The following is a 20,876-nucleotide window of genomic DNA, read 5'->3' as shown; positions in this document are numbered from 1 at the left end:
ATATTATCTTCCTGTTTTTAATGTTTAATTAATAATATTTTTACCCTTTTTTATATATTAAGAAATATATCCTGCATCTTTTAGAATTTCTTTTGCATTTGGTTTCTTAGAAGAATTTACTAGAACTATTGGTCCTGTGCATCCCATTCCACTTTCTGCATAGATACCTTGTTTCCATAATAATTTCGTAGCATCTTCAAGATCCAATATGTCTACTCCTGATATTTGTGAAGTTACTACTTCTTTCTCAGGTACTTTTACTTCCTCAGTATTTGATCCTTCTTTTTTAACTTTTAATTTTGAAATTAGTTCCCCTAATTTGGCATTATTTGCTTTTTTGTATTCTAGTTTAGCTATTTCATTAACTTTACCTTTAGCTATCTCATAAGCATATTTAAGCGCATTAGCTACAACTGGTGAGCCAGATGCTCTCGATAATATTAATATTCTTCTGTCATAATCTTCACCAACACCTGGACCATAACCATAGCCACTAGCCTCATAATCTCCACCTGTATTAAATGCTGAAAATACCTTCATAAACAAGTTCCCAGTCAATGAGTCAACAACCATAACGTCTGGTGTCGCCATTAATAAATCGTTACCTCTCATTACTAATCCACCATCTGCTCTTTGTGATGTTGCAAATTCAAAATTGTATCCATTACCTTTAAGGTCTAACAATATTTTTTCAACTTGTCTCGCACCTTCTACGTTTGCAATTCCTACTGTAGGATTTTCTATTCCTAGTGATTTCGCAGTTGCAATACCGTATAATGTATTTCTCACCATAGCTTCTACTCTATTAGTAGCAGAAGTCCCTGTAGTGGTCGCAAGAAACATTTCGCGCCCCCTAGCAGGTGTAATAACCCTACCAACTGTAGAAACTCCAATAGGGAAATTATAGTGCATTGTAACACAAGATGCTATTTCCCCTTTATCTAATAGGTCTTCCATAATTTTGTGGGCTTCTTCTTCATCTTTTGCTTCATATGATTCGAAGTCCTTATGACCCTCACCTATTAAAACTATATCGAATATAGGATTTTTAGCTAATATCGCACCTTGAACTAAATTTTCAAAGCCATGTTCACTACCTAAAGTTGTTAAACCAACTTTTAATTTTTTGCCAAAGTTTCCTGTTTCTATGGCATTAGCTACTTCTAGCAATACTTCTGATATAATTTTTTTACTCATAGTATCACCCCTATTCTTCTAACATTTCTTGGGAAATTTTTCTCATTGATTCTGCTATAATTTTTCTTATTTCATCTTTAGAAATTCCTGCAGCTTCTCCTTCTACAGCTCCATTATTTCTTTCAATTACAATAGATACTCCATCGAATAAGTTAGTCATTCTTCCTAAGAATAAACTTCCTTTACCTACTATCATAGCACGATTTTTATCTCCTTTTGTAAGATCATCAATTAAGAATCCTACATATGGTACACCTGAAGGAATATGTCCTTGAGTTGGAGCCCATCCAGGTAATCCTTTAGCTTCGATAAATGATTTTAATTCTTTTTTCTCGATATCTCCACGCATCGCTGCTAAAGCTGCAATCATTTTGTAGTTAGCTTCGGGAACATTCCCTGCTCCTGCAGACTTAGTAATATCTGGGTTTTGCATTTCTACAGAAAATACATCAACATCTGTAATTTTTAAGTTAGCTTTATCTAATGGATTAGCAACTAAAGCTCCCATTACAGCCTGTGGTGAAGATCCTGTTCCTACATTATGTTTTCCTACTAAGTCAGTTCTTATAATTGGATTTACTCCATCATTTTCACCGATAAGAACAGCAAATCCACCTAGTACATCTTCAAGAATCGGTAAACCTTTTTTAACATGATCTTTACCGTTCATTCCAAGTTTTGCACTAGCTCCACCTGCTACCACTAAAACATTTTTGTAAACACCAGATTTTACTAACGCTGAAGCACTTATTAGAGCATGAGTTGGGGCTGCACAAAAACCTCTAAGGTCAGAACCAGTAGCATTAACCAATCCTACAACCTCGGCTATAGATTTTGCGAAGTTACCACCACCACGTTGGTTAATATCTCCACACGCTTCTTCAGAACATTCAACTACATAATCAATATCTTCTGGGTTTATTTTGTAACTACGAAGTAATTCTAAAGCTGAAATAACTCCAGAAGCCTTAACTACTAGATTTTCAAATATAACATGAGCATTCAAGTTCACATCGACATCGTGAGCTTTTTTAACATAACCTACTACTTTTCCTTCGTGAACCAATGCTTCAAAATCATCTTCTTTATCGTTTATATCAGTTCCTTCTAATTTATCGAATAAAGGAGCTAGCTCTTTGAAGTTTTCCTCTATTTTTGGACGAACACTGGCTACAAACTCTTCTGATAGTTTTACTAAATCAAAAGCATCACAGATTTTCATCAAAGCTAAAAATTCATCTTGAGGAACAATTTGTCCAAATTTTCCGTGACGTTGACCTTGCTCGTCTTTAATATCATACCAAGGCATTGGATAAGCTTTTAGCTCATCAGGAGTTTTATTTCCTATATACACTTGGTTAGGTAAGTAGTTAACTACTTCTTCATATGAACGAATATGATTCGACACTTCTTTTAAAAACTCAGAATCTGGATTCGTTACTCTTTCTATCGAGCAAGTAGATCCATTTCTTACTATCATATCTGGTGTGTGAACAAGAATGTATCCTGCTCCCTTAAATACTGGATAATTCATAGCTATTGTGTGCTGAGGGTAAAATACCTACCCTCAGCTCCCCTTTCTTTATTTTTTATTCGAATACTGTTTGACTATCTACTTCAACAGTTAAAGCATGTAATGCTTTTTCTACAAGACCTCTTCTTAGTTTTTTCTCTTCATCAGCATCTAATTTAGGATTTCCTAGTGGGTGAGGAATTGCTATAGTAGGTACGATTCTGTTCGCTCCTACTGTTAGAGAAATCGGTACTACTGTACACATGTGAACCACAGGTATACCCGCTCTCTCTATTTCTTTTACCATCGTTGCACCGCAACGAGTACAAGTACCTCAAGTAGAAGTTAAGATTACAGCATCTACTCCATCAGCTACTAATTTTTGTGCATATTCTTTTGCAAATCCTACTGCACTAGCAACGGCTGTACCATTACCTACAGTTGTATAGAATTTTTCATGTAAACTTCCAATTTTACCTTCCTTAACGAAATCTCTCATTACATCAACTGGTAATACTCTATCTGAGTCTTCATTTGCATACACAGGGTCATATCCACCGTGAGCTGTTTCATGAGTTTCGGCAGTTAAATCATTAAATCCTTCTAATGAGTATTCTCCATATTTAGAAGCTGAAGATGATTCGATATGATCTGGATTACCTTTTGGCACGATTCCTCCAGAAGTTACTAAAGCGATTTTAGCTTTAGTTAAATCTTTAACAGCTGGATTCGGTTCTACTCTATCGAAGTTAGGCATAGGATATTCTGTTTCGAACTCTTCACCTTTAATTTTCTTAACAAGCATTTCAACAGCACGTTCAGAACCACGTTTCTCACTAAAGAAGTTTACACGAACTCCTCTTTCATGGTATCCTTCTTCTTTTGGAGATAAGATTTCTTCTCCTTTAGCTAATTTCGCTGCGAATTTAGCTAATTTTGGTAAAGCTTTTCTCATACCTGCAGCACTGTCAGATGTTTCAAGAATATAAACTTCTTTTCTAAACATATCTGTACCAGGGTTTTCTACATACATAGCTGTTACTGCTGGAATATGAAGTTCGTCTTGAACAGCTTTAGTAATTGTTCCTGCTGCAACCCCGTAACGCCCTGCATTAAAAGCTGGTCCTGCGATAAATAATTGAGGATCGCATCCTTTAATCATATCAATAAGTTCTACTTGAACTTTTTCTAAATTTTCATTGAAGTAGCTATCTCCACAAACTACTGTAGCTACTACTTCGAATTCTTCTCCCAACTTGCCTTGTAACTGAACACTAATTGGTGGTAATTCAGTTCTTAATTCTGGTGCAATGTGGGCTTTTTCTTCTCCACCTACTCCGGCGAAGAATTGGTTTATATAATGTACTACTCTTATTTTAGACATTTTTATTTCCCCCTATATTGTTATTCAGACAATAAACTACTCTCCACGAACATCTTTCATTTCACTTGCGATTTCATCTACGTCTAATACCATTTCCATCATTCCTACTTGATCTTCATAGATTGCTTCATCTATTTGTGATTTAATTTCTTCTTCTACAATGTGATATACAGCTAGATTAAGTTCTACTCCAGCAAGTGGTCCTGCGAATGTTGGATCTCCCACTGTTACAGTTTCAGCTGCTAGACCAGCAGCTTCGGCTTCTGCAGCACCTAGTAAAACCACAACGTTTTCGTTACCGAATTTTTCGGCAGCTTCTTTAATACGTTTTTGGTTTTCTAAGTCCATAGCCCCTGCAGCCGTTCAGACAAAACACTCAGTAGATGAAAATACTACTTCTAATCCCTCAATTGGTTTTACACATTCTTCGATAGCTAATCCTGGAATCCCATCACGGTCACCAATGATAACTACTTTTTTATTAATAAGATTTACCATTATCTTATTCCTCCTTATTCAAATCTATAACATTTATTATTTTTGGTTAATTAGAAAGTTTTGGCACTTAAGTACCCAAATCCTGTTTCGTTAGTAGCTCCTGTAATAGCTTGAATTTCTACTTCGATAGTTCCATCTTCTCTTAATGAATCTTGGTTACCACCAGCAATTACATTTACTACATCGATGTGTCCTATAATTTTATCTAGTTTTGGTAATACTACTACTTGGTTAGCATTTCCACCTGTAACTACAGCATTAGCAGCTACGTCAGCGTCAGCTAAACTTTGGCTGGCTCCATCACGTCCTGCATATTCATCTGTTACGATAACAGTTTTAACTTGTTCCGCTTCAATTTTTTTACAGTTCATGATTAAGTCAGTATCTGGATTACCGAATCCTTCTTGAGATACGATTACCGCATCTAAGTTTAAGTAACGGCAAAGTTTTGCAGTCCAGTTAGATGAACGTTCTTTATCCATTAAATAAACATTTTCATTAGTAATTATTACACCTAAGAAGTTAATTTCTTTACCATGTTTTTTGTATAGGTCTTCAATAACTCCATTGTTTAAGTGTACATAAGTTGGATTTTTATCACATGCTGATACACAGTTACCACTTACGATAGCGCCATCCATAATCTCTGTTGGATATAGAATAGTTGGTACTATTTGTTTTGCATCAACACCGTATACATAAGTATCATGTAATAATCCTTGAGTTTGAAGCATGTATACATATCCTACTTTTGGAAGATCTGGATACTCAGCAATTTGTTCTAATAAAGGTTTTGTTTCATACACTTCTACTTCTTCAGGCTCTAAAGTACGAGCTAATTCTGCAATATATCTTGCAGCTTTAAATCCGATATAACGAACTGCTTTTTCATGTTCGTGTTGCTTAATTCCTTCTTTTGGTTCAGCGATAACGATTAGGTTATTTGTTTTTGAAAACGGAGTATATTCAGCTCCAACACCAGTCATATCGATGATACCTTCTTGGAATCCTACTATTTTACCAGTAGTTACAACAGCCATACCTTTAAGGGCGATAGTACGTCCTTCTCCTACAGTATCTACTTTTGAAAGTATACCAGGGAATATTCCACCACGTCCTTCAACTTTTACACGAGGTTCAATTACATCCTTAACCGGAGTAATACGAACACTTTCACCAGGACGAGCAATTTCTAAATCAACAGATTCTATTGCATCATCCTCAAAAACAGCTTTTACAAGCTCTTCTTTATTTACATATAATACATTTGCCTCAATTTTTGACTCTGCAGCAAACTGTATATCTTTAATATGAATCTTTCCTAATTCAAGACGCATACCTAATACCTCCCTTTGAGTTAATTTTAATAATATTTTTTAATCATAGCTTCAATATTAGGAATAGTTGCATCGTCTTTAGTTACTTCTTCGACTTTGCTACCATCTTTATATATCGCTAATGTTGGTAACCCTAAAACTTTTTGTTTAATCGCAAGTCTTCTTGCTTTTGTTGTATCTAGAGATGTAAATTTGATTTTATCTCCATATGTTTCTGCCAATTTGTGTACATCAGGCATAAGAGCTTTACACGGTTCACAACCTTGGCTCCAGAAGTCTACAAACACATATCCTTCTGCTTCCAATACTTCTTGTTCAAAGTTTTCTTTATTAAGTTCTAACATTTTCTTTTTCTCCTTTTATTATTTTATTTTTAAATTTTATTCAAATTTCTCAGCAATATATTTTTCAGCGCGAATCGCTGCTACAGCTCCGTCTGATACCGCAGTAACTACTTGGCGGATATCTTTAACACGGCAATCACCAGCTACGAATACACCATCTACATTTGTTTTAGTATCTTCTCCAGCTTTAATGTAGCCATCTTCTGTCATTTCAACTTTTCCTTCAAATAGTTTTGTTTGAGGAATATATCCGATGAAGAAGAATAATCCCATTGTTCCATCCTCTTCGTCAGCTTCAATCACATATTCTTCACCAGTTATTAAATTTTTCAATCTAATAGCTTCTAAGATTCCATCTCCGATTGCTTCAGTAACTACAGTATTTCCTAAAATTTCAATTTTTGGATTGTTTTTAGCTTTTTCTGCAGTAACTTTTTCACAACGAACATTTTCTCTACGGTATACAATCGTTACTTTACGAGCAAATTTAGTTAAGAATAAAGCTTCTTCCACAGCACTATTAGCTCCACCAACTACATAAACATCAAGCCCTTCGAAAAAGTCACCATCGCAAGTTGCACAGTAAGAAATACCTTTACTTTCTAACTCTTTAATTCCTGGCGCATCTAATTTTCTTGGAGACGCTCCTGTTGCAATAATTACTGTTTTAGCAGTATAATCACCACTTACACATGTAACTACTTTTTCATCTCCTTCAAGTTCAACATTAAGAACTTCATCTTGTTTTATTTCAGCTCCGAAACTCTTAGCCTGCTCAACCATTCTTGCTGTTACACGAGGTCCTGTTGGATCTTCCACCGCTCCAGGATAATTTTCAATTAAGTGCGTAATCGCAGCTTGCCCCCCATTTTTAGATTTTTCAAGAACCAAGGTACTTAATTTTGCACGTGAAGCATACAAAGCAGCAGATAATCCAGCTGGTCCTGAACCTATAATAATTACATCATAATGTCTACTCATAATTATTCTCCTTTAGTTATTTTTTATAAAATTCTATTTATCGCGTTTATTATTAAATCATGATCAATTACACTAAAATCATCTTTTACTCTATCAGTCCACTGAGGCACTTCTCTATTATTTCTAAATTTTTTAAATGTTAATATCGCATCTGAGATTAAATTAACCGACGTTATATCCAAAGAATTTTTTTCTTTTATGACAATCGTTCTATAAATTGTTTCATTTGGTTTCACACTACCATAAAGAGGATGTGTTACTATCTCCCAGTTTTCATGAACATAGTCTCTTACCTTTCTTAAGATATCTATATAACTCACATCTAAATACTCAATTTCTATATCTTTTAAGTTTTCCTCAATAAACTTTGGATTGTTAGTTATTAGTTTCATGTTGTTCCTCCTAAAAAATAAAAACAGAAAGAAAGTTAGCTTTCTCCCTGTTGTCTTGCTTCAGAGTTCTGTCCTAGTATGGTCTTTTTACCTGAGAATTTCATTAATATTTGCCAAATATTAACTTGTACCTTCGGTGTCTTGCGTCCTCTCCCATACTACTCTTACAGTATATTTCCTTATATTTTTATTTTATACTATTTCTCAAATAAATTAAAACGTTTTCTTAAGTGCTATAATTGGTTCTCTAAAATATCTTAGCATAAAGATTTACATAAAATATAATTAATTTTTAAGAAAATGTATTTTTTAAGCTTTTATATTTTAAAATATAAAAAATATATTTATTTTTTTGATATACTATTTTTATAAAGTTAATGAATTATAATGTTGCAATTGTAATATATATAATTTGTCTAAATATACACTAAAATATATAAATATGAAAATAATTTGAATTTTTTTCAAACAACTGAAAATTTCCATTGAAAAATATTGCTATTTTCGTTATACTTAATTTACTACAAAGTAAGTAAATTTATTTTATAAAGGAGGAATATTATGAATAATACTCAAAAAAGTTTAGTAGCTATTCTTATTTGTTACTTTTCCTGGGGACTCTTCCCCATATATTTTAAACTACTAAAAAGCATAGGTGCATATGAAGTTTTAGCAATGCGAATTCTGTGTTCATTTATTTTTATGATTTTAGTAGTAGGAATTGCTAAAAATAAGAAAACTATTTTTGAAGAAATAAAAAAAATCTGGGATAACAAAAAAAGTTTTTTACTATTAGTTCTAGCTTCATTTTTAATTACTGGAAACTGGCTAACATATATAATCGCGGTAAATACTAACCACGTATTAGAAGCAAGCTTTGGATACTACTTAAATCCAATTGTTACAATCATCTTAGCTGTGGTATTTTTAAAAGAGAAATTAACTCGTACACAAACTATAGCTTGCCTCTTTGTTGGAGGTTCACTATTGTACTTATTTATGTCACTAGGCTCTTTACCTTGGATATCTATCATGCTTGCATTAACATTTGGACTTTATAGTCTATGTAAAAAGAAAATTATTCTTAGTCCTAAAGCTAGTCTATTAATTGAAACTGCAATAGTATCTCCAATAGCAATAATCTACATGGGCTATCTAGCATCAAATAATTCTGTAACATTCCATACTTTTGGAACAGATACACTAATTTATCTATTATTATCTGGTGTCGTTACTGCAGTACCTCTAATGTTATTCGCTAAAGGAGCAACGGATATCCCTCTATATATGCTGGGAATTTTACAATATTTACCACCTACAATGCAATTTTTCATTGGAATTTTTGTTTATGGAGAAGAATTAAGCGTTCAAAAATTAATATCTTTCTCAATAATTTGGGTGGCAGTTGCAGTCTTCTGCTATTCTGCTATTTTATCAATGAAAAAACAAAATTTAGTTAGTGAAAGTCATAAAAAATAAAAATTTCTGAAACACAAAAAGCGAAGTTTGATTTCTCAAACCTCGCTTTTTACTTTTATATTAAGCTACTTTTTTAGTACCTTGTCTAATCATAGAGATACCAGTTACGATAACTACACCGATGATTACCCATGTTAGTACTGCAAGTGGCATGCTCTTAACTAATGTGTAAGCAATTGTTACCCCAATTACACCACCGATTGTGATAGCTACAGAACCAATTCTTGAATAGTTACCAGCTTTAATGAATTCTGGTGAACCGATAGCCATAAGTCCTGCACAAGATCCCATCATAATTGGGAATGCTACTAATGGGCTAAGTCCTAACATGTAAACCATAGCCATACATGGCGCATATAATCCTACACCAGCCATCATAAGTGCTCCAAGGATGAAGTTCCCTACAATACCGATAATAAGTTTAATTCCTGTTAATCCAACAGCTTCGTTACCAGCTCCAAGAGCTTTTAACCAACCAAGTTGACCAGAAGCCATTAAGAATGCAGTTACGATTAAACACACACCCATAACAAGTTGAATTTTTTTCTCAGGAAGTTTATTTACTATTCTCGCACCTACTAATGCACCTGCGATAGCGGCTGCGATCATTGAGAATAAAGTAACACCCTCAACTTTAACCCCTGTTAAGAACAATACTGCTTCCATAATAACTGGCACTGTATGAGCTACGTTTAATGTACCTGGAATTTTTTTATCAGTGTCTAAAAACTTAGTAACTTTGAATAATAATGTTGTTGGCGCAAAACTTCCGATACCTAATGTATCAAAGAAGTCAGTTACTAACCCGATAAGGAATCCGACAACTGGACTTTCTTTACCTAAGTCATTTTTGTGCTTCACAAGGTCAACAACTAAAGACGCAAGGAAGAATACCCCTCCAGCACCTATAATAATTAATAATACCGTTAATAAATCCATATAATTTTCACTCCTATCCTAATAAGAATCCGTATGTAAGTGAATCGTCTGGATCATAAACATAGTTACTGAATCCTAAGATGTAACCAGAACCTGTAATTTCTGGGATAACAGCATCGAAGTCTGCTAATTTACGTTCTTCAACGATTCTACCTTTGAATAATGTACCTAAAATACTTTCGTAAACAAAAGGTTCACCTGGTTTTAATTCACCTTTTGCATATAATGTAGCCAATTTAGCTGAAGTACCAGTTCCACAAGGTGAACGGTCAATGTTTCCATCACCAAATACTACAACATTTTTGAATGTAGCTTCTGGATGAGATGGTTTATCATAGATTTCAACTAAGTCTACAGTTTTAATGTGAGCTAATGTCGGGTGTTGAATTTCAATATTTGCATTGATTGCATCACGAATTTTTAATCCAGCTTCTTTTAATTTAGAAGCATTTTCTGGTTTAACTTCTAAACCAAGTTGGTCTGCAGAAATAATACAGAAGAAACTTCCACCAAATGAGATATCAAATTTAACGTGTCCTACTCCTTCTACATCAAGTTCTACATCGCGTTTATATAAGAATGACTCAACGTTTCTAAATGAAACTTCTTTTACTTTAGTTCCATTGTCTTTTAATTTAGCAGTTGCATAAATTAATCCAGCAGGTGTTTCTACAACAACTTCTTTTTCAGTAGCACCTTCTTCAACATCTACCATACCTGTTTCTACGGCTGCTGTAACTGCTGCAATAGTGTTGTGACCACACATGTTTAAGTAACCACCAGTATCCATAAATACTAATCCAAAATCAGCTTCTTCTTTTGTTGGTGGTAATAAGAATGCTCCAAACATATCTTGGTGACCACGCGGTTCAAACATTACTGATTTTCTTACATCATCAAGGTGTTCGATAAAGTATTGTTTTTTCTCTACCATATCTTTACCAGGAATTTTTGGAATTCCTGCTGTAACTAAACGAGCAGCTTCCCCTGCTGTATGTGTATCTATAACTGAAATCATTTTATTTAGTTTCATAATAATTCACTCCTTAATTATTGCCTTTGTTGTTATTTGTTATTTGCATCTTGTCTCATTTTAAGTTTTAATAATGCTAATGCCTTTCTGGCATCCGTATAATCAACATTATTTTGACAAACTATTTCTGTTTCTACACCGTCTTCAGATTTATTAAAATCTAAAACGAACTTCGTGTATTGATTTTCAACTACAAATTTATGTTTACCCATAAATTTTAGTCCTACGATAGAAATTCCACGCTCTCCTATTTCAAACATAGTATTAGCATAATCAACATCACTATTTCCCCAACCATCCGCTGAGATAATAGCTCCATCAGTTCTCATTGCTTCTAACCATGTTGCAGCTCGCCATCCTACTAAATGTTTTAATCGATTATCCTGTGGAGTTCCCACTACAACTACTCCTTGAAAATCAATATCTGGATCACTTGCTAGTACATCTAATAATGGATCTCTAAAGTGGTGTAAGCTTGTTTCTTTTGTAGATGGTCCGATACCCATAATAACACCTCTTTCTATACCATTGCTCTTATCGCACCATCACGATATTCATTAGCTGTTAGTAGCACTGGCATATTGTTCATATCTATAATAGAAATACCTTTATCTATTCCACTAGGTTCCATTGGGAATAACTGATTATCATACATCATCCCTTGTCCTGCAACTTCTTTAACTAAAGCTACTTTAGGTTTTCCAGGATTTTTTGGATTATAAAATTCGTGAACTTCATCAGCATCACGTCCGCTAAGAACTTTCATCACTTCTCTTATATTTTGTAAATATACATCTGATAATTCAAAAATAGAAAACGCTAAAGCCCTATCGAAATCCACATCTGGTTTAATAATAACATCAATATGTATTAAATAATCATTATCAGTTGGGGAACCTGCTTTATTCAGCACAAGTTGCTCCTTTAAAATACCTTCTGAAGAACCAAATTCATGCATTTGTTCTCCTTTAGTATTCGCACCTGTTAGTAACATGTAAACCCCTGTTAAAGTATGCGTAATCCCTTCACCAAGTCTTCCTAAAACCTTTGTAGATATAGGAACTATATCCATTATAGTATTCACATAAAAGTCATGTTCTCGAGGTTTTATTACTTTCACCTCTACACTTTCAAATATATTTTTATCATATTCAATCTCTGTTGGAATAATAAGTTCATTATTTTCAATTTTAACTTTTTTTCCTAAAGCAACATTTTTTATGTGAAATGCTTTTATTTGCAATCTCTCTTTTGACATAACTATCAATCCCTTACTATTTTATTTACTGTATTAATACAGTGTGTAAGTTGTTTACTAGTACAGATATTTTGTTAAAAAAGAAGAGGGACACCCGTCCCTCTTCTGATATTTCTCCTACACGTGAGCAATATACTCAAATGGAAGAGGAACTATTTTACCTGAACTTGGTATTTTAATTAGTTGCTCTAATGTTGCTTTTAGAATTTGTGTTTGTTGCTCAACGTTTCCTGGTTCTCCTGCGTTTGCTCCCATTGGTACAAGTGGTGCAACAGCTCTAGGAGTACCGTTTTGACGCACTACTGGAGGTAGTGCTGCTATTAAGATTGTTGGAATACCTGCTTCCTCAATTGCTCTCTGCACGATCACGGCAGTTCTGTGGCAAGTACCTCAACCAGCAGTTAAAATAACTGCATCAACATTTTCTTCTTTTAATTTTTTAGCAATTTCTGGTCCTGTAGAGTTTGTGAAAGCCTCTTGGTCTCCACCACCACCCATGAAACCATAGTGGAATTCTGCTACGCTACCGATGAATCCTTCTTTTGCAAGTTCGTGTAATCTATCGATTGGGAACATACAGTTGATGTCTCTGTTTGCATCAGCGTTATCATATCCACCGTGTGATACCATAAGATCTGTACTGTGAGCAGTATCTGGGATTTCACGGAATGTAGTATCCCCTGCTAAGTTAAATCTTTTATCTGTTTTTAAGTGAACTCCTGCTGCTGTAGCTAATGCTACTTTCATATCTTTTAACTCTTTAGTTACTGGAGCCCAAACTGGTTTTGGTGTAATAGGTACAAAAATTTCTGATTGTAGACCTTCAAATATCGTTAATGACATTCTAATTTCTCCTTCCTACTATTCTTCATTTAGTCTGTTTTTTACTTCTTCTTGTAATTTTTTTGTGTTTAATATTGCATTTACATAATGTTCGTCAGGTTCTTCGCTAATAACTTCTGGATAACTCAGTAAAAATGCTACCTCTTGGCCGATTTTTACTGGATAATCAGAAATTAACATTCTCATAGGAATTTTAAATTGCCCTAAGCGTCCTTTAATGTCTATCGTAACGCTGGCGTCGTTATGATCAACTATAATCCCTTCGAACACTCTTTCTGTAGATGCATATTTTAATTTTTCAATCATAACTTATTTCCTATCCTCTTTAAAAATTAATCTTCTTTTTCGTAGATTTCTTGACGTTTTTTAGATTTTGGTAATACTTGTTCGTTATCAAGTAATTCTACTTTTTGTCCTGTAGTTTTTTCAATAACTTCTACGTTATTTAATTTAACGTTAGGATTCCATTTTCTTTCAGCTTTTTTAATTGTTCCGCCACCCATTTGTGTTTTAAGCATTGCTAAAGCACGGATAGCATCTTCTTTACATAATGTATTGTTTGAAAGAATTTCGTTTTCAATACCTTGTTTAGATTTGTTGTTATCAACCATAGCTTTCATGTATTCGTTACCTACTACAAGAGCACCTTGTACTGCTGAGTAAGTCATACCAACTACTGATACTCCACGTTTACCGATTTCTTCAATGTGAGAAGCGAAGTCGATATGGTTGTTACCAAATCCTTCAGTTGTTACGATAGCACCATCGATATCCATTGCTTCGATAGTCATACCTACACGTTTAGATACATAGAATTTTTCTGAGTTAGCTTGAGGTGATCCAACTAATAATACCCCTACTAAGTCAATTTCTTCATCAGCCATTGCTTCAAGTACTAATGGTTCACGATAGTAGTGACGAGAAGTTTCTTTAGAAGCTGGTCCAATACAAGTTAATGCGTGGATACCACCGTCTAAGATTTCTGTTGGTGCAAGCATTACTGGTAGGTTACCAAGGTCAACGTTTGGTTTAGCACCAAGTGTACCAACTGGTTCTACTGGTAAAATTAAGTTATCGTGCATAGCACCTTGTCCCATGATTTCTTTAACGATTAATACTTTTTTGTTTCCTGGGTGACGATATTGTTCAATATTGATGTTTCCAACTACTAGGCTTTCATCGTCTAATTCTTTAAGAGCTTTACGAATTTCTTCTGTAATGTGGTCGAATGCTTTGTGAGCTGCTAATGGTCCTGGACGTTCCATGTTAGCTCCTGCTTTAATTGTAACTTGACCTTTAATGAAGATTTCACCTTTATCTGGAGCTCCTGGACGACCCCACATAATGTTACGTTCTAATTCACCTTCAGAAGAACCAAATTCCCCGATTTGAACTCCGTTAGCATCAGTTCCTGTAAGAACCATTACTACACCTTTAAGTTCACGAGTAATACCGTGACCAAGATCTCCTTCTTCTTTAACAGCGATTGGTTGAACGTCCATGATTGTTTCACTGTAAGTATCGTATTTATCAGGAGTGATAATTTCTAATTTAACACTTTCTACTAAAGCTTCTGATTCAGCAGCTTCTTTACATAAATCTTCTGCTGTTCTTAAAACTAAAGTAGTTCCTTTAATTTCTGTTTTTTCACCAAATTCTACTTTATCAATTTTGTAGTGTTTAGTGTGTAGAGAACGGATAAATTTAGGTTCTCCTTCGTGTTTTTCTTCCACTTTAGCTGCTACTGCTTCTACTTTTGCTGCTTCAACAGCTTTAGCTTCCACTGCTTGAACTGGAGCTTGTGCTACTGGAGCTGCTTGTCCACCGATAGCTGCTAATGGAATTTCAAGGTTAATGTTTTCACCTTTTCCGATTTGTAGTTTTAATACTCCCGCTGGAGCTTGTACTTGAGCTACCGGCGTAACCGGAGCAACAGGCGCAACTGGTGCGCTAACTTCAGCTACTGGAGCCTCTACTACTTCTTCTTTTTCTTCTGCTTTTTCTTCTCCACCTTGCACGGCATCAATGATACCTGGTGTAATAGGTATTAGAGCGTCTGTTGTTTTTAATAATTTAGCTCCTAATACTTGTCCGATTGTTAATGCATCGTCTGGGAATGATAATAATCCTGAATCTACTAGATCGTCGAATAATCCTGGATCTTCTAAGTTTTCTGGACTAATTACGATACCTTCCTCAGCTCTGCAACAAAATACCGCTTTATCATTTAAGTGCTCTTTTGCAGTTTCTACTGTAATTGACATTACTTCTAACCTCCAACTAATTATTTATTATTATGTAATTCTAAGCTTTTATAGCTTCTGTATAAATGATGGTCAGTGGCACGAAGCACATGATCGGTACTATGATAAACTTTTACTCCTAACCTAGGAGCTACACCTGTCACGGTGTTAGTTCAATCTTGACAAGTACCAGTGATAACTGCTTTCGCACCATCTTTTTTCATTTTCAATACTTTTTCCGCTTGTCCTGGACAAATACCAGGTAATTCACAACGTAATCTACCATTTTTATCAGGTTTCATACGTTTACACATTTGAACAGATACTACTTCTGCACCCATTCCATCAGCTATTTGTCTCAAGCGTTCTTCTTGTGCTCCACATTCACAAATAAGTATTCCTACTTTTTCTTTTTCTTGTGGATATGGCATAGCTACAAGTAACCCACCTGTCGTTTTGTTGATTGGGTCTGTTTCTAATGCAGGTCGCCCTGTAAATGGACCACCACGCACTATTTCTCCGTGTGGATTAATATAACCACCAGCTTTATCTATAAATACGCTTATTGGTAATCCAATTGGTACATCTAGGAAAATACCAGGATTTTGAACACGACCACCAACAGTAATATCTTTATCAATAAGTGGTTTATCTTCTTCAATCGCTTCTACTATACGTTTGATAGTTTCCACGTTTGAAATAATTGCATTTGCTTCTAGTGGCAATTGACCTGGTTTTAAGATTACTCCAAGTGTTTCTCTTACGATAACTCTTTCATCACCAGCGGGATACATATTAGGCAAAATTTTAATACTAATATTAGGTTCATCTTTACATGCTTTTCCTAATGCTAGTAATGCTTTACGATATTTTGTTTTAATAGCAATATATCCTTCTTTTGCACCAGTTAATTCGACTATGTATTTTAAACCTCTAACTAAAACTTCTGGATGTTCTTCCATGAATTTTACGTTGTGACCTAAGATTGGTTCACATTCTGCTGCATTGGCAATAACATATCCTCCAGGAATTTGTGCAGATAACTTAATTCCAGTTGGGAATCCAGCTCCACCAACTCCAACGATACCAGCATCTTTAATTTTTTGAAGTTTATCATCAGTTTTCTCTAATCTAACATAGTCATCAGTTTGTTCTTTATCCAATTTAACAACAATTTCCATATCGTTAATTTCTTCTACTACACCTGATAAACTAGTGTGAATATTTGCCCCTAGCCCATTGGGGGTTGCAACTAGTTGACCACGTTTAACATGATCACCAACATTTACAATTGGTTGACAAGGACCACCAACGTGTTGTTTAAGTGGGATATTGATTTTTTCAACATTAAACTCTAACATTCCATTTTTCCTCCTTTCTTTAAAATTTGTTTACAAGCAGTAGTTCCAAACTTCTACTACATTTATTGTATAACAGCATATAACTTTTTGTAAAGGTTTATTTTTATTAAAAAAACAATATATATTTAAATTTTTTTATATAAATATTGCATTTTCTATACAGAATGTTAGTAAGAAAGGATTTTCATTCTAATTTTTTTTAGAATTTTTATTTATTTAATTTATGTATAATTGAAAACAGTTATCAATTTACATAATCTCATAAACTATAACAATGTATACATTTACACATATAACAATATTTTATTAATTACAAAAAAATATCTATTAATTATAGTTAATCCTATTATATCTACACACTAAAAACCTATAAAATAAGACTTTCAAACACTTTTTTACATACTTTAAATAAATACATGTTATACTACCAACTTGAAATTTATATATACATCTGTATTATAGAAGATGTATGTAAAAATTTATTTTTTAATTACAAAATATACCGACTCCGTAGTAGTTAGATTTTTTCTCTAACTTTCGAAGTCGGTACTTTTATAATATGCTCCAAGATTTATATTCTATTTTTTCTAATATATTACTATCATTCAATATTTCCTGTTTTAATTTTAGAAGAAGTGGTGATGCATTAGTAATATTTAATTCACTTATATCCATCCAGTAAATACCGGCAGAATCATTTTTCTCATTGCCTAAAAATGTTTGTATCTCTTTTGACTGATAAGTTTCTATCTCTACATCATAAAAGACCATCATATGATGGGAGTGACTCAAAAATCGTGATTTCGGAGAAATCGCGATTTTTTAGAGTCACCCCCGCAAAGTTTATTAGATATCTAAAAAGCTTTCACAAAGCGAATTTAGATATCAATAAACCACTGCGTCTATGAGTTCTCATATGAACTTTGTTAAATTTTAGGTCTTTTGGGTAAGCTTCTTCCTCTTCTACAAATATATCATAAACTCTGCAATTGTCATAAGAGCTCACTTTATACCCTGTTTCTTCTAGAAATTCTCTAACTAAAGTTTCCGTAAATCTCTCACTAGTTTTTTTGACTACCTCCTGGTAGATCGAATCTATTCTTATACGGTCCCCTTGCCTTTTTTATACACAATACTTTATTTTCTTTTAAACACACACCATAGATACCTAAATAATCAATAACCATATTACCTCCTAAAATACAATAAAAATGATGCAAACCTTGTTTAAATCTGCATCATCTCTTGTTTATTATTCTAATTCTGCTAATTTTTGTTTTAGATAAGGTACTAACTCATCTTTAAGATCACTCTTAAGGGCAAAGTCAATTGTTGTCTTAACAAATCCAATTGTTTCACCTACATCGTAACGTTTACCTTGGAAATCATACGCATAAACATTTTCTTCTTCATTTAACATTTGGATAGCATCAGTTAATTGAACCTCTCCACCAACACCTACTTGTTTCTTAGCTAAGTGTTTAAAAATTCCTGGGTTAAGAACATATCTTCCCATAATCGCTTGGTTAGATGGCGCTGTTCCTGGAGCTGGTTTTTCTACAAATGTCTCAACTTCGTATAAATGACCATCTTGTGATTTTGGAGCAATAACACCATATCTATGTGTCTGATCTTCTGGTACAGTTTGTACTCCGATTACAGAGCATCCTGTTTCTTCGGCTTTATCAATAAGTTGTTTAATTGCTGGATACTCTTCATTAATTACTACATCATCTCCAAGTAATACCGCAAACGGTTCATCTCCAATGAAGCTACGTGCTGTTAAAATCGCATCACCTAAACCTGCCATTTCTTTTTGACGTACATAGTGAATATTAGCAAGTTGCGTTGGGTACTTAACTTTTTCTAACATTGCTAACTTACCTTTGTTTTCTAACTCAACTTCTAATTCAACATTTCTATCAAAGTGGTCTTCAATAGCTCTTTTTTGTTTACCAGTTACAATAATTATATCTTCAATTCCAGCTTTTACCGCTTCTTCTACTATGTATTGAATAGTAGGAGTATCGATAATCGGAAGCATCTCCTTAGGTAATGCTTTAGTTGCAGGAAGGAAACGTGTACCATATCCTGCTGCTGGAATAATCGCTTTTCTAACTTTCTTCATGTATTCACCTATATTCTTTTCTTAAAATTTTACAAACTAATAATAACATATTTTTATTGTTTTGGCAAATTTTTCTTTATTTTTCAAACTATATACATAACATTTTTTGTTTTAGCTTCTCTAGACATCTCTAATTTAAACATTGATATTATGTTAATTCAAAATATACAAAACTAAAATAACGTTACCTTTCGAACATTTTACGAACAATCATTAATTAAGACTTGGAATAAACTACTCTATTCCAAGTCCTAATTATTTTATCGTGTATTCAAGGCTTGCACCACTACACTTGTTGTATTTTCTTTACCATTTCTATAATAGGTCACTTTAATAGTATCTCCTATTTTTGATTTTTCAAATAAATATTTTCTAACTGCAGCAACATCTTTGACATCTTCACCATTCAATTTCGTGATAATATCATATTTTTCTATCCCTGCTTGTGCAGCTGGAGTACCATTTTCAACGTATCGAACTACTACCCCTTGCTTACCTTCAAAGTTTAATTGTGATTTCAATGTATCACTATCAACTGTATTTACAGATACTAATTGAACACCTAAAGCTGGACGAATTACTTTACCAGATTGTTCCAGCTGCTCAGTAATTAATTTCACCTCATTAGACGGTATTCCAAATCCTATACCTTCAGCACTTACGTTCGATGTTGCTTTTGCTATTTTTGATTCATTAATTCCGATAAGTTTACCTTCATTATTAATTAATGCTCCACCTGAGTTACCTGGGTTAATAGCGGCATCAGTCTGAATTACCGTTTGATTCCAGTCATTTTTACCATCACCATCAACATCCATAGGAATTTGTCTATTTACAGCAGATACTATACCTTTTGTAACAGTGTTAGATAAGTTAACATCAAGAGGAGATCCGATAGCAAAAGCTGTTTCTCCTACTGCGATTTTATCACTATCAGCAAAATCCATTGTAGTTGTCACATTATCACCACTGATTTTCAATACAGCTAAATCTGTCCATACATCAGTTCCAACAACTTCTGCATTAACATTAGTTCCATCACTTAAAATTACCGATAGTTTTTTAGCTCCATTTACCACGTGATTGTTAGTTACAACATAAGCAGTATTACCAGATTTTTTGTAAATAACCCCACTTCCGCTAGATGCTGGTTTTAATTCACTAGAATTACTAGAATCACTAGAGTCACTTCCAGATCTTCTTGAATTTCCTCCTAGAATTGACTCAAGATTATTGCTAGAGTTACTTTGATAGTTTACGATTGAAACTACAGCATCTTTAGCTTTAGAAATTGCATTTACCGTAATTTGTTGATTATCTTTATCTTCTTTCGTAGTAGTTACCGAAGAATTCAATGCTTTTCCAGTTCCCATCACAGCTTGCGCTCCAAATACACTAGTAGCTCCAAGCGCAAATGCTGCAAAGACAGTTAAGAATAATTTTCCATAATTGTTCTTTTGCGGTGCAGCTACCTGCTCATTATTCATTCCCTGTAAATTTTCAAAATCATTATATTGAGAATTATCAACATTATCATAATTTTGATAACCTTGATAATTATTCTGTTCGTTATAATTTTCCTGATTATTTAAATCTTGTAAATTTTTATTATTTTGGTTGTTATTTCTGTTTTCCATAAAAATCCTCCTTTTTAATTTTTATCTTTCGTTGTGTTTCACAACCTATTAAAAAAATCTTTAATCTACATTTTCTATAGTTTTATCATACCAACATCAACTTAAACAAAGTTTAAAGAAAACTTTAAATATAATTAATATTTTTTTACACCTACTATCCTCTCTCCGACTTATAAACAAATCCCTAATATTACTAAAATTCATAAATAAAACAATTCATAATTACTATGCAATATAGATTCCAGACGGTAAAATGTAAATAAAGAATAAAACATCTCACATAGTTCCTTGTTTATAATTTATCTTAAT

21 protein-coding genes and 1 riboswitch are annotated in these 20,876 nt (G+C 33.6%); of the genes, 1 reads left to right on the top strand and 20 read right to left on the bottom strand.

Annotated elements, in window-relative coordinates; translation table 11 throughout:
* Nucleotides 1–57: 57 nt before the first annotated feature.
* Genes grdD through O5Y44_RS02350 form a run of 8 tightly spaced genes read right to left on the bottom strand, consistent with a single transcriptional unit; the run spans nt 58 to nt 7,646 of the window.
* Nucleotides 58–1,197, bottom strand: coding sequence for a glycine/sarcosine/betaine reductase complex component C subunit alpha (gene grdD, locus O5Y44_RS02385; protein WP_371465436.1), 1,140 nt, complete (start codon nt 1,195–1,197; stop codon nt 58–60).
* A gap of 10 nt (nt 1,198–1,207) precedes the next feature.
* Nucleotides 1,208–2,731 (bottom strand): glycine/sarcosine/betaine reductase complex component C subunit beta, encoded by a 1,524-nt coding sequence (grdC, locus tag O5Y44_RS02380; RefSeq protein ID WP_371465435.1) that lies wholly within the window; start codon nt 2,729–2,731, stop codon nt 1,208–1,210.
* A gap of 55 nt (nt 2,732–2,786) precedes the next feature.
* On the bottom strand, nt 2,787–4,094 hold the full coding sequence (gene grdB, locus O5Y44_RS02375; RefSeq protein WP_239650319.1) for a glycine reductase complex selenoprotein B: 1,308 nt from the start codon (nt 4,092–4,094) through the stop codon (nt 2,787–2,789).
* A gap of 36 nt (nt 4,095–4,130) precedes the next feature.
* Nucleotides 4,131–4,592 (bottom strand): glycine/sarcosine/betaine reductase complex selenoprotein A, encoded by a 462-nt coding sequence (grdA, locus tag O5Y44_RS02370; protein WP_081459799.1) that lies wholly within the window; start codon nt 4,590–4,592, stop codon nt 4,131–4,133.
* A 50-nt stretch (nt 4,593–4,642) separates the two neighbouring features.
* A complete protein-coding gene (locus O5Y44_RS02365) occupies nt 4,643–5,929 on the bottom strand; it encodes a glycine/sarcosine/betaine reductase component B subunit (RefSeq protein ID WP_048802008.1) in 1,287 nt (428 codons plus the stop codon).
* A 26-nt stretch (nt 5,930–5,955) separates the two neighbouring features.
* Nucleotides 5,956–6,273, bottom strand: coding sequence for a thioredoxin TrxA (gene trxA, locus O5Y44_RS02360; RefSeq protein ID WP_003147793.1), 318 nt, complete (start codon nt 6,271–6,273; stop codon nt 5,956–5,958).
* 36 nt (nt 6,274–6,309) lie between these two features.
* On the bottom strand, nt 6,310–7,254 hold the full coding sequence (gene trxB, locus O5Y44_RS02355; RefSeq protein ID WP_204641713.1) for a thioredoxin-disulfide reductase: 945 nt from the start codon (nt 7,252–7,254) through the stop codon (nt 6,310–6,312).
* A 23-nt stretch (nt 7,255–7,277) separates the two neighbouring features.
* Nucleotides 7,278–7,646 carry a GrdX family protein gene (locus O5Y44_RS02350; protein WP_271965797.1) on the bottom strand — a complete coding sequence of 123 codons (369 nt, stop codon included), beginning with the start codon at nt 7,644–7,646 and terminating at the stop codon, nt 7,278–7,280.
* A gap of 69 nt (nt 7,647–7,715) precedes the next feature.
* Nucleotides 7,716–7,812, bottom strand: a riboswitch (glycine riboswitch).
* Between the two features lie 395 nt (nt 7,813–8,207).
* On the opposite strand from O5Y44_RS02350, the gene rarD reads away from it, so the two are divergent.
* Nucleotides 8,208–9,125, top strand: a complete 918-nt coding sequence (rarD, locus tag O5Y44_RS02345; RefSeq protein ID WP_371465432.1) for an EamA family transporter RarD — start codon at nt 8,208–8,210, stop codon at nt 9,123–9,125.
* Nucleotides 9,126–9,185: 60 nt separating this feature from the next.
* Here rarD and O5Y44_RS02340 read toward each other — a convergent pair whose 3' ends face one another.
* The 12 genes from O5Y44_RS02340 to O5Y44_RS02290 form a co-directional block, all read right to left on the bottom strand.
* Complete coding sequence (locus O5Y44_RS02340; RefSeq protein ID WP_271965715.1) at nt 9,186–10,064, bottom strand: sulfite exporter TauE/SafE family protein; 879 nt, start codon at nt 10,062–10,064, stop codon at nt 9,186–9,188.
* 13 nt (nt 10,065–10,077) lie between these two features.
* Nucleotides 10,078–11,097, bottom strand: coding sequence for a proline racemase family protein (locus O5Y44_RS02335; protein ID WP_271965716.1), 1,020 nt, complete (start codon nt 11,095–11,097; stop codon nt 10,078–10,080).
* 32 nt (nt 11,098–11,129) lie between these two features.
* Nucleotides 11,130–11,603 carry a glycine/sarcosine/betaine reductase component B subunit gene (locus O5Y44_RS02330; protein ID WP_271987665.1) on the bottom strand — a complete coding sequence of 158 codons (474 nt, stop codon included), beginning with the start codon at nt 11,601–11,603 and terminating at the stop codon, nt 11,130–11,132.
* A 14-nt stretch (nt 11,604–11,617) separates the two neighbouring features.
* On the bottom strand, nt 11,618–12,355 hold the full coding sequence (gene prdD / locus O5Y44_RS02325; RefSeq protein ID WP_371465431.1) for a proline reductase cluster protein PrdD: 738 nt from the start codon (nt 12,353–12,355) through the stop codon (nt 11,618–11,620).
* Nucleotides 12,356–12,472: 117 nt separating this feature from the next.
* Complete coding sequence (locus tag O5Y44_RS08765; protein ID WP_204641747.1) at nt 12,473–12,724, bottom strand: hypothetical protein; 252 nt, start codon at nt 12,722–12,724, stop codon at nt 12,473–12,475.
* A gap of 21 nt (nt 12,725–12,745) precedes the next feature.
* On the bottom strand, nt 12,746–13,198 hold the full coding sequence (locus tag O5Y44_RS08760) for a glycine/sarcosine/betaine reductase selenoprotein B family protein (protein ID WP_483299443.1): 453 nt from the start codon (nt 13,196–13,198) through the stop codon (nt 12,746–12,748).
* A gap of 18 nt (nt 13,199–13,216) precedes the next feature.
* On the bottom strand, nt 13,217–13,504 hold the full coding sequence (locus O5Y44_RS02315) for a CBO2463/CBO2479 domain-containing protein (RefSeq protein ID WP_271987659.1): 288 nt from the start codon (nt 13,502–13,504) through the stop codon (nt 13,217–13,219).
* A gap of 26 nt (nt 13,505–13,530) precedes the next feature.
* Nucleotides 13,531–15,462 carry a D-proline reductase (dithiol) proprotein PrdA gene (gene prdA, locus O5Y44_RS02310; RefSeq protein WP_371465429.1) on the bottom strand — a complete coding sequence of 644 codons (1,932 nt, stop codon included), beginning with the start codon at nt 15,460–15,462 and terminating at the stop codon, nt 13,531–13,533.
* Nucleotides 15,463–15,614: 152 nt separating this feature from the next.
* Nucleotides 15,615–16,802 (bottom strand): proline reductase-associated electron transfer protein PrdC, encoded by a 1,188-nt coding sequence (gene prdC / locus O5Y44_RS02305; RefSeq protein ID WP_483299442.1) that lies wholly within the window; start codon nt 16,800–16,802, stop codon nt 15,615–15,617.
* 552 nt (nt 16,803–17,354) lie between these two features.
* Nucleotides 17,355–17,594, bottom strand: a complete 240-nt coding sequence (locus O5Y44_RS02300) for an NUDIX hydrolase (protein ID WP_371465426.1) — start codon at nt 17,592–17,594, stop codon at nt 17,355–17,357.
* Nucleotides 17,595–18,054: 460 nt separating this feature from the next.
* Entirely contained in the window at nt 18,055–18,930 is an 876-nt protein-coding gene (gene galU / locus O5Y44_RS02295) for a UTP--glucose-1-phosphate uridylyltransferase GalU (protein WP_371465425.1), read from the bottom strand.
* A 260-nt stretch (nt 18,931–19,190) separates the two neighbouring features.
* Nucleotides 19,191–20,567 (bottom strand): S1C family serine protease, encoded by a 1,377-nt coding sequence (locus O5Y44_RS02290; RefSeq protein ID WP_271986724.1) that lies wholly within the window; start codon nt 20,565–20,567, stop codon nt 19,191–19,193.
* Between the last annotated feature and the right edge of the window lie 309 nt (nt 20,568–20,876).

This window comes from Gemella sp. 27098_8_155, assembly GCF_041433725.1.
Classification (GTDB): Bacteria; Bacillota; Bacilli; order Staphylococcales; family Gemellaceae; genus Gemella; species Gemella haemolysans_D.
This window is presented reverse-complemented; position numbering and strand designations above follow the sequence as displayed.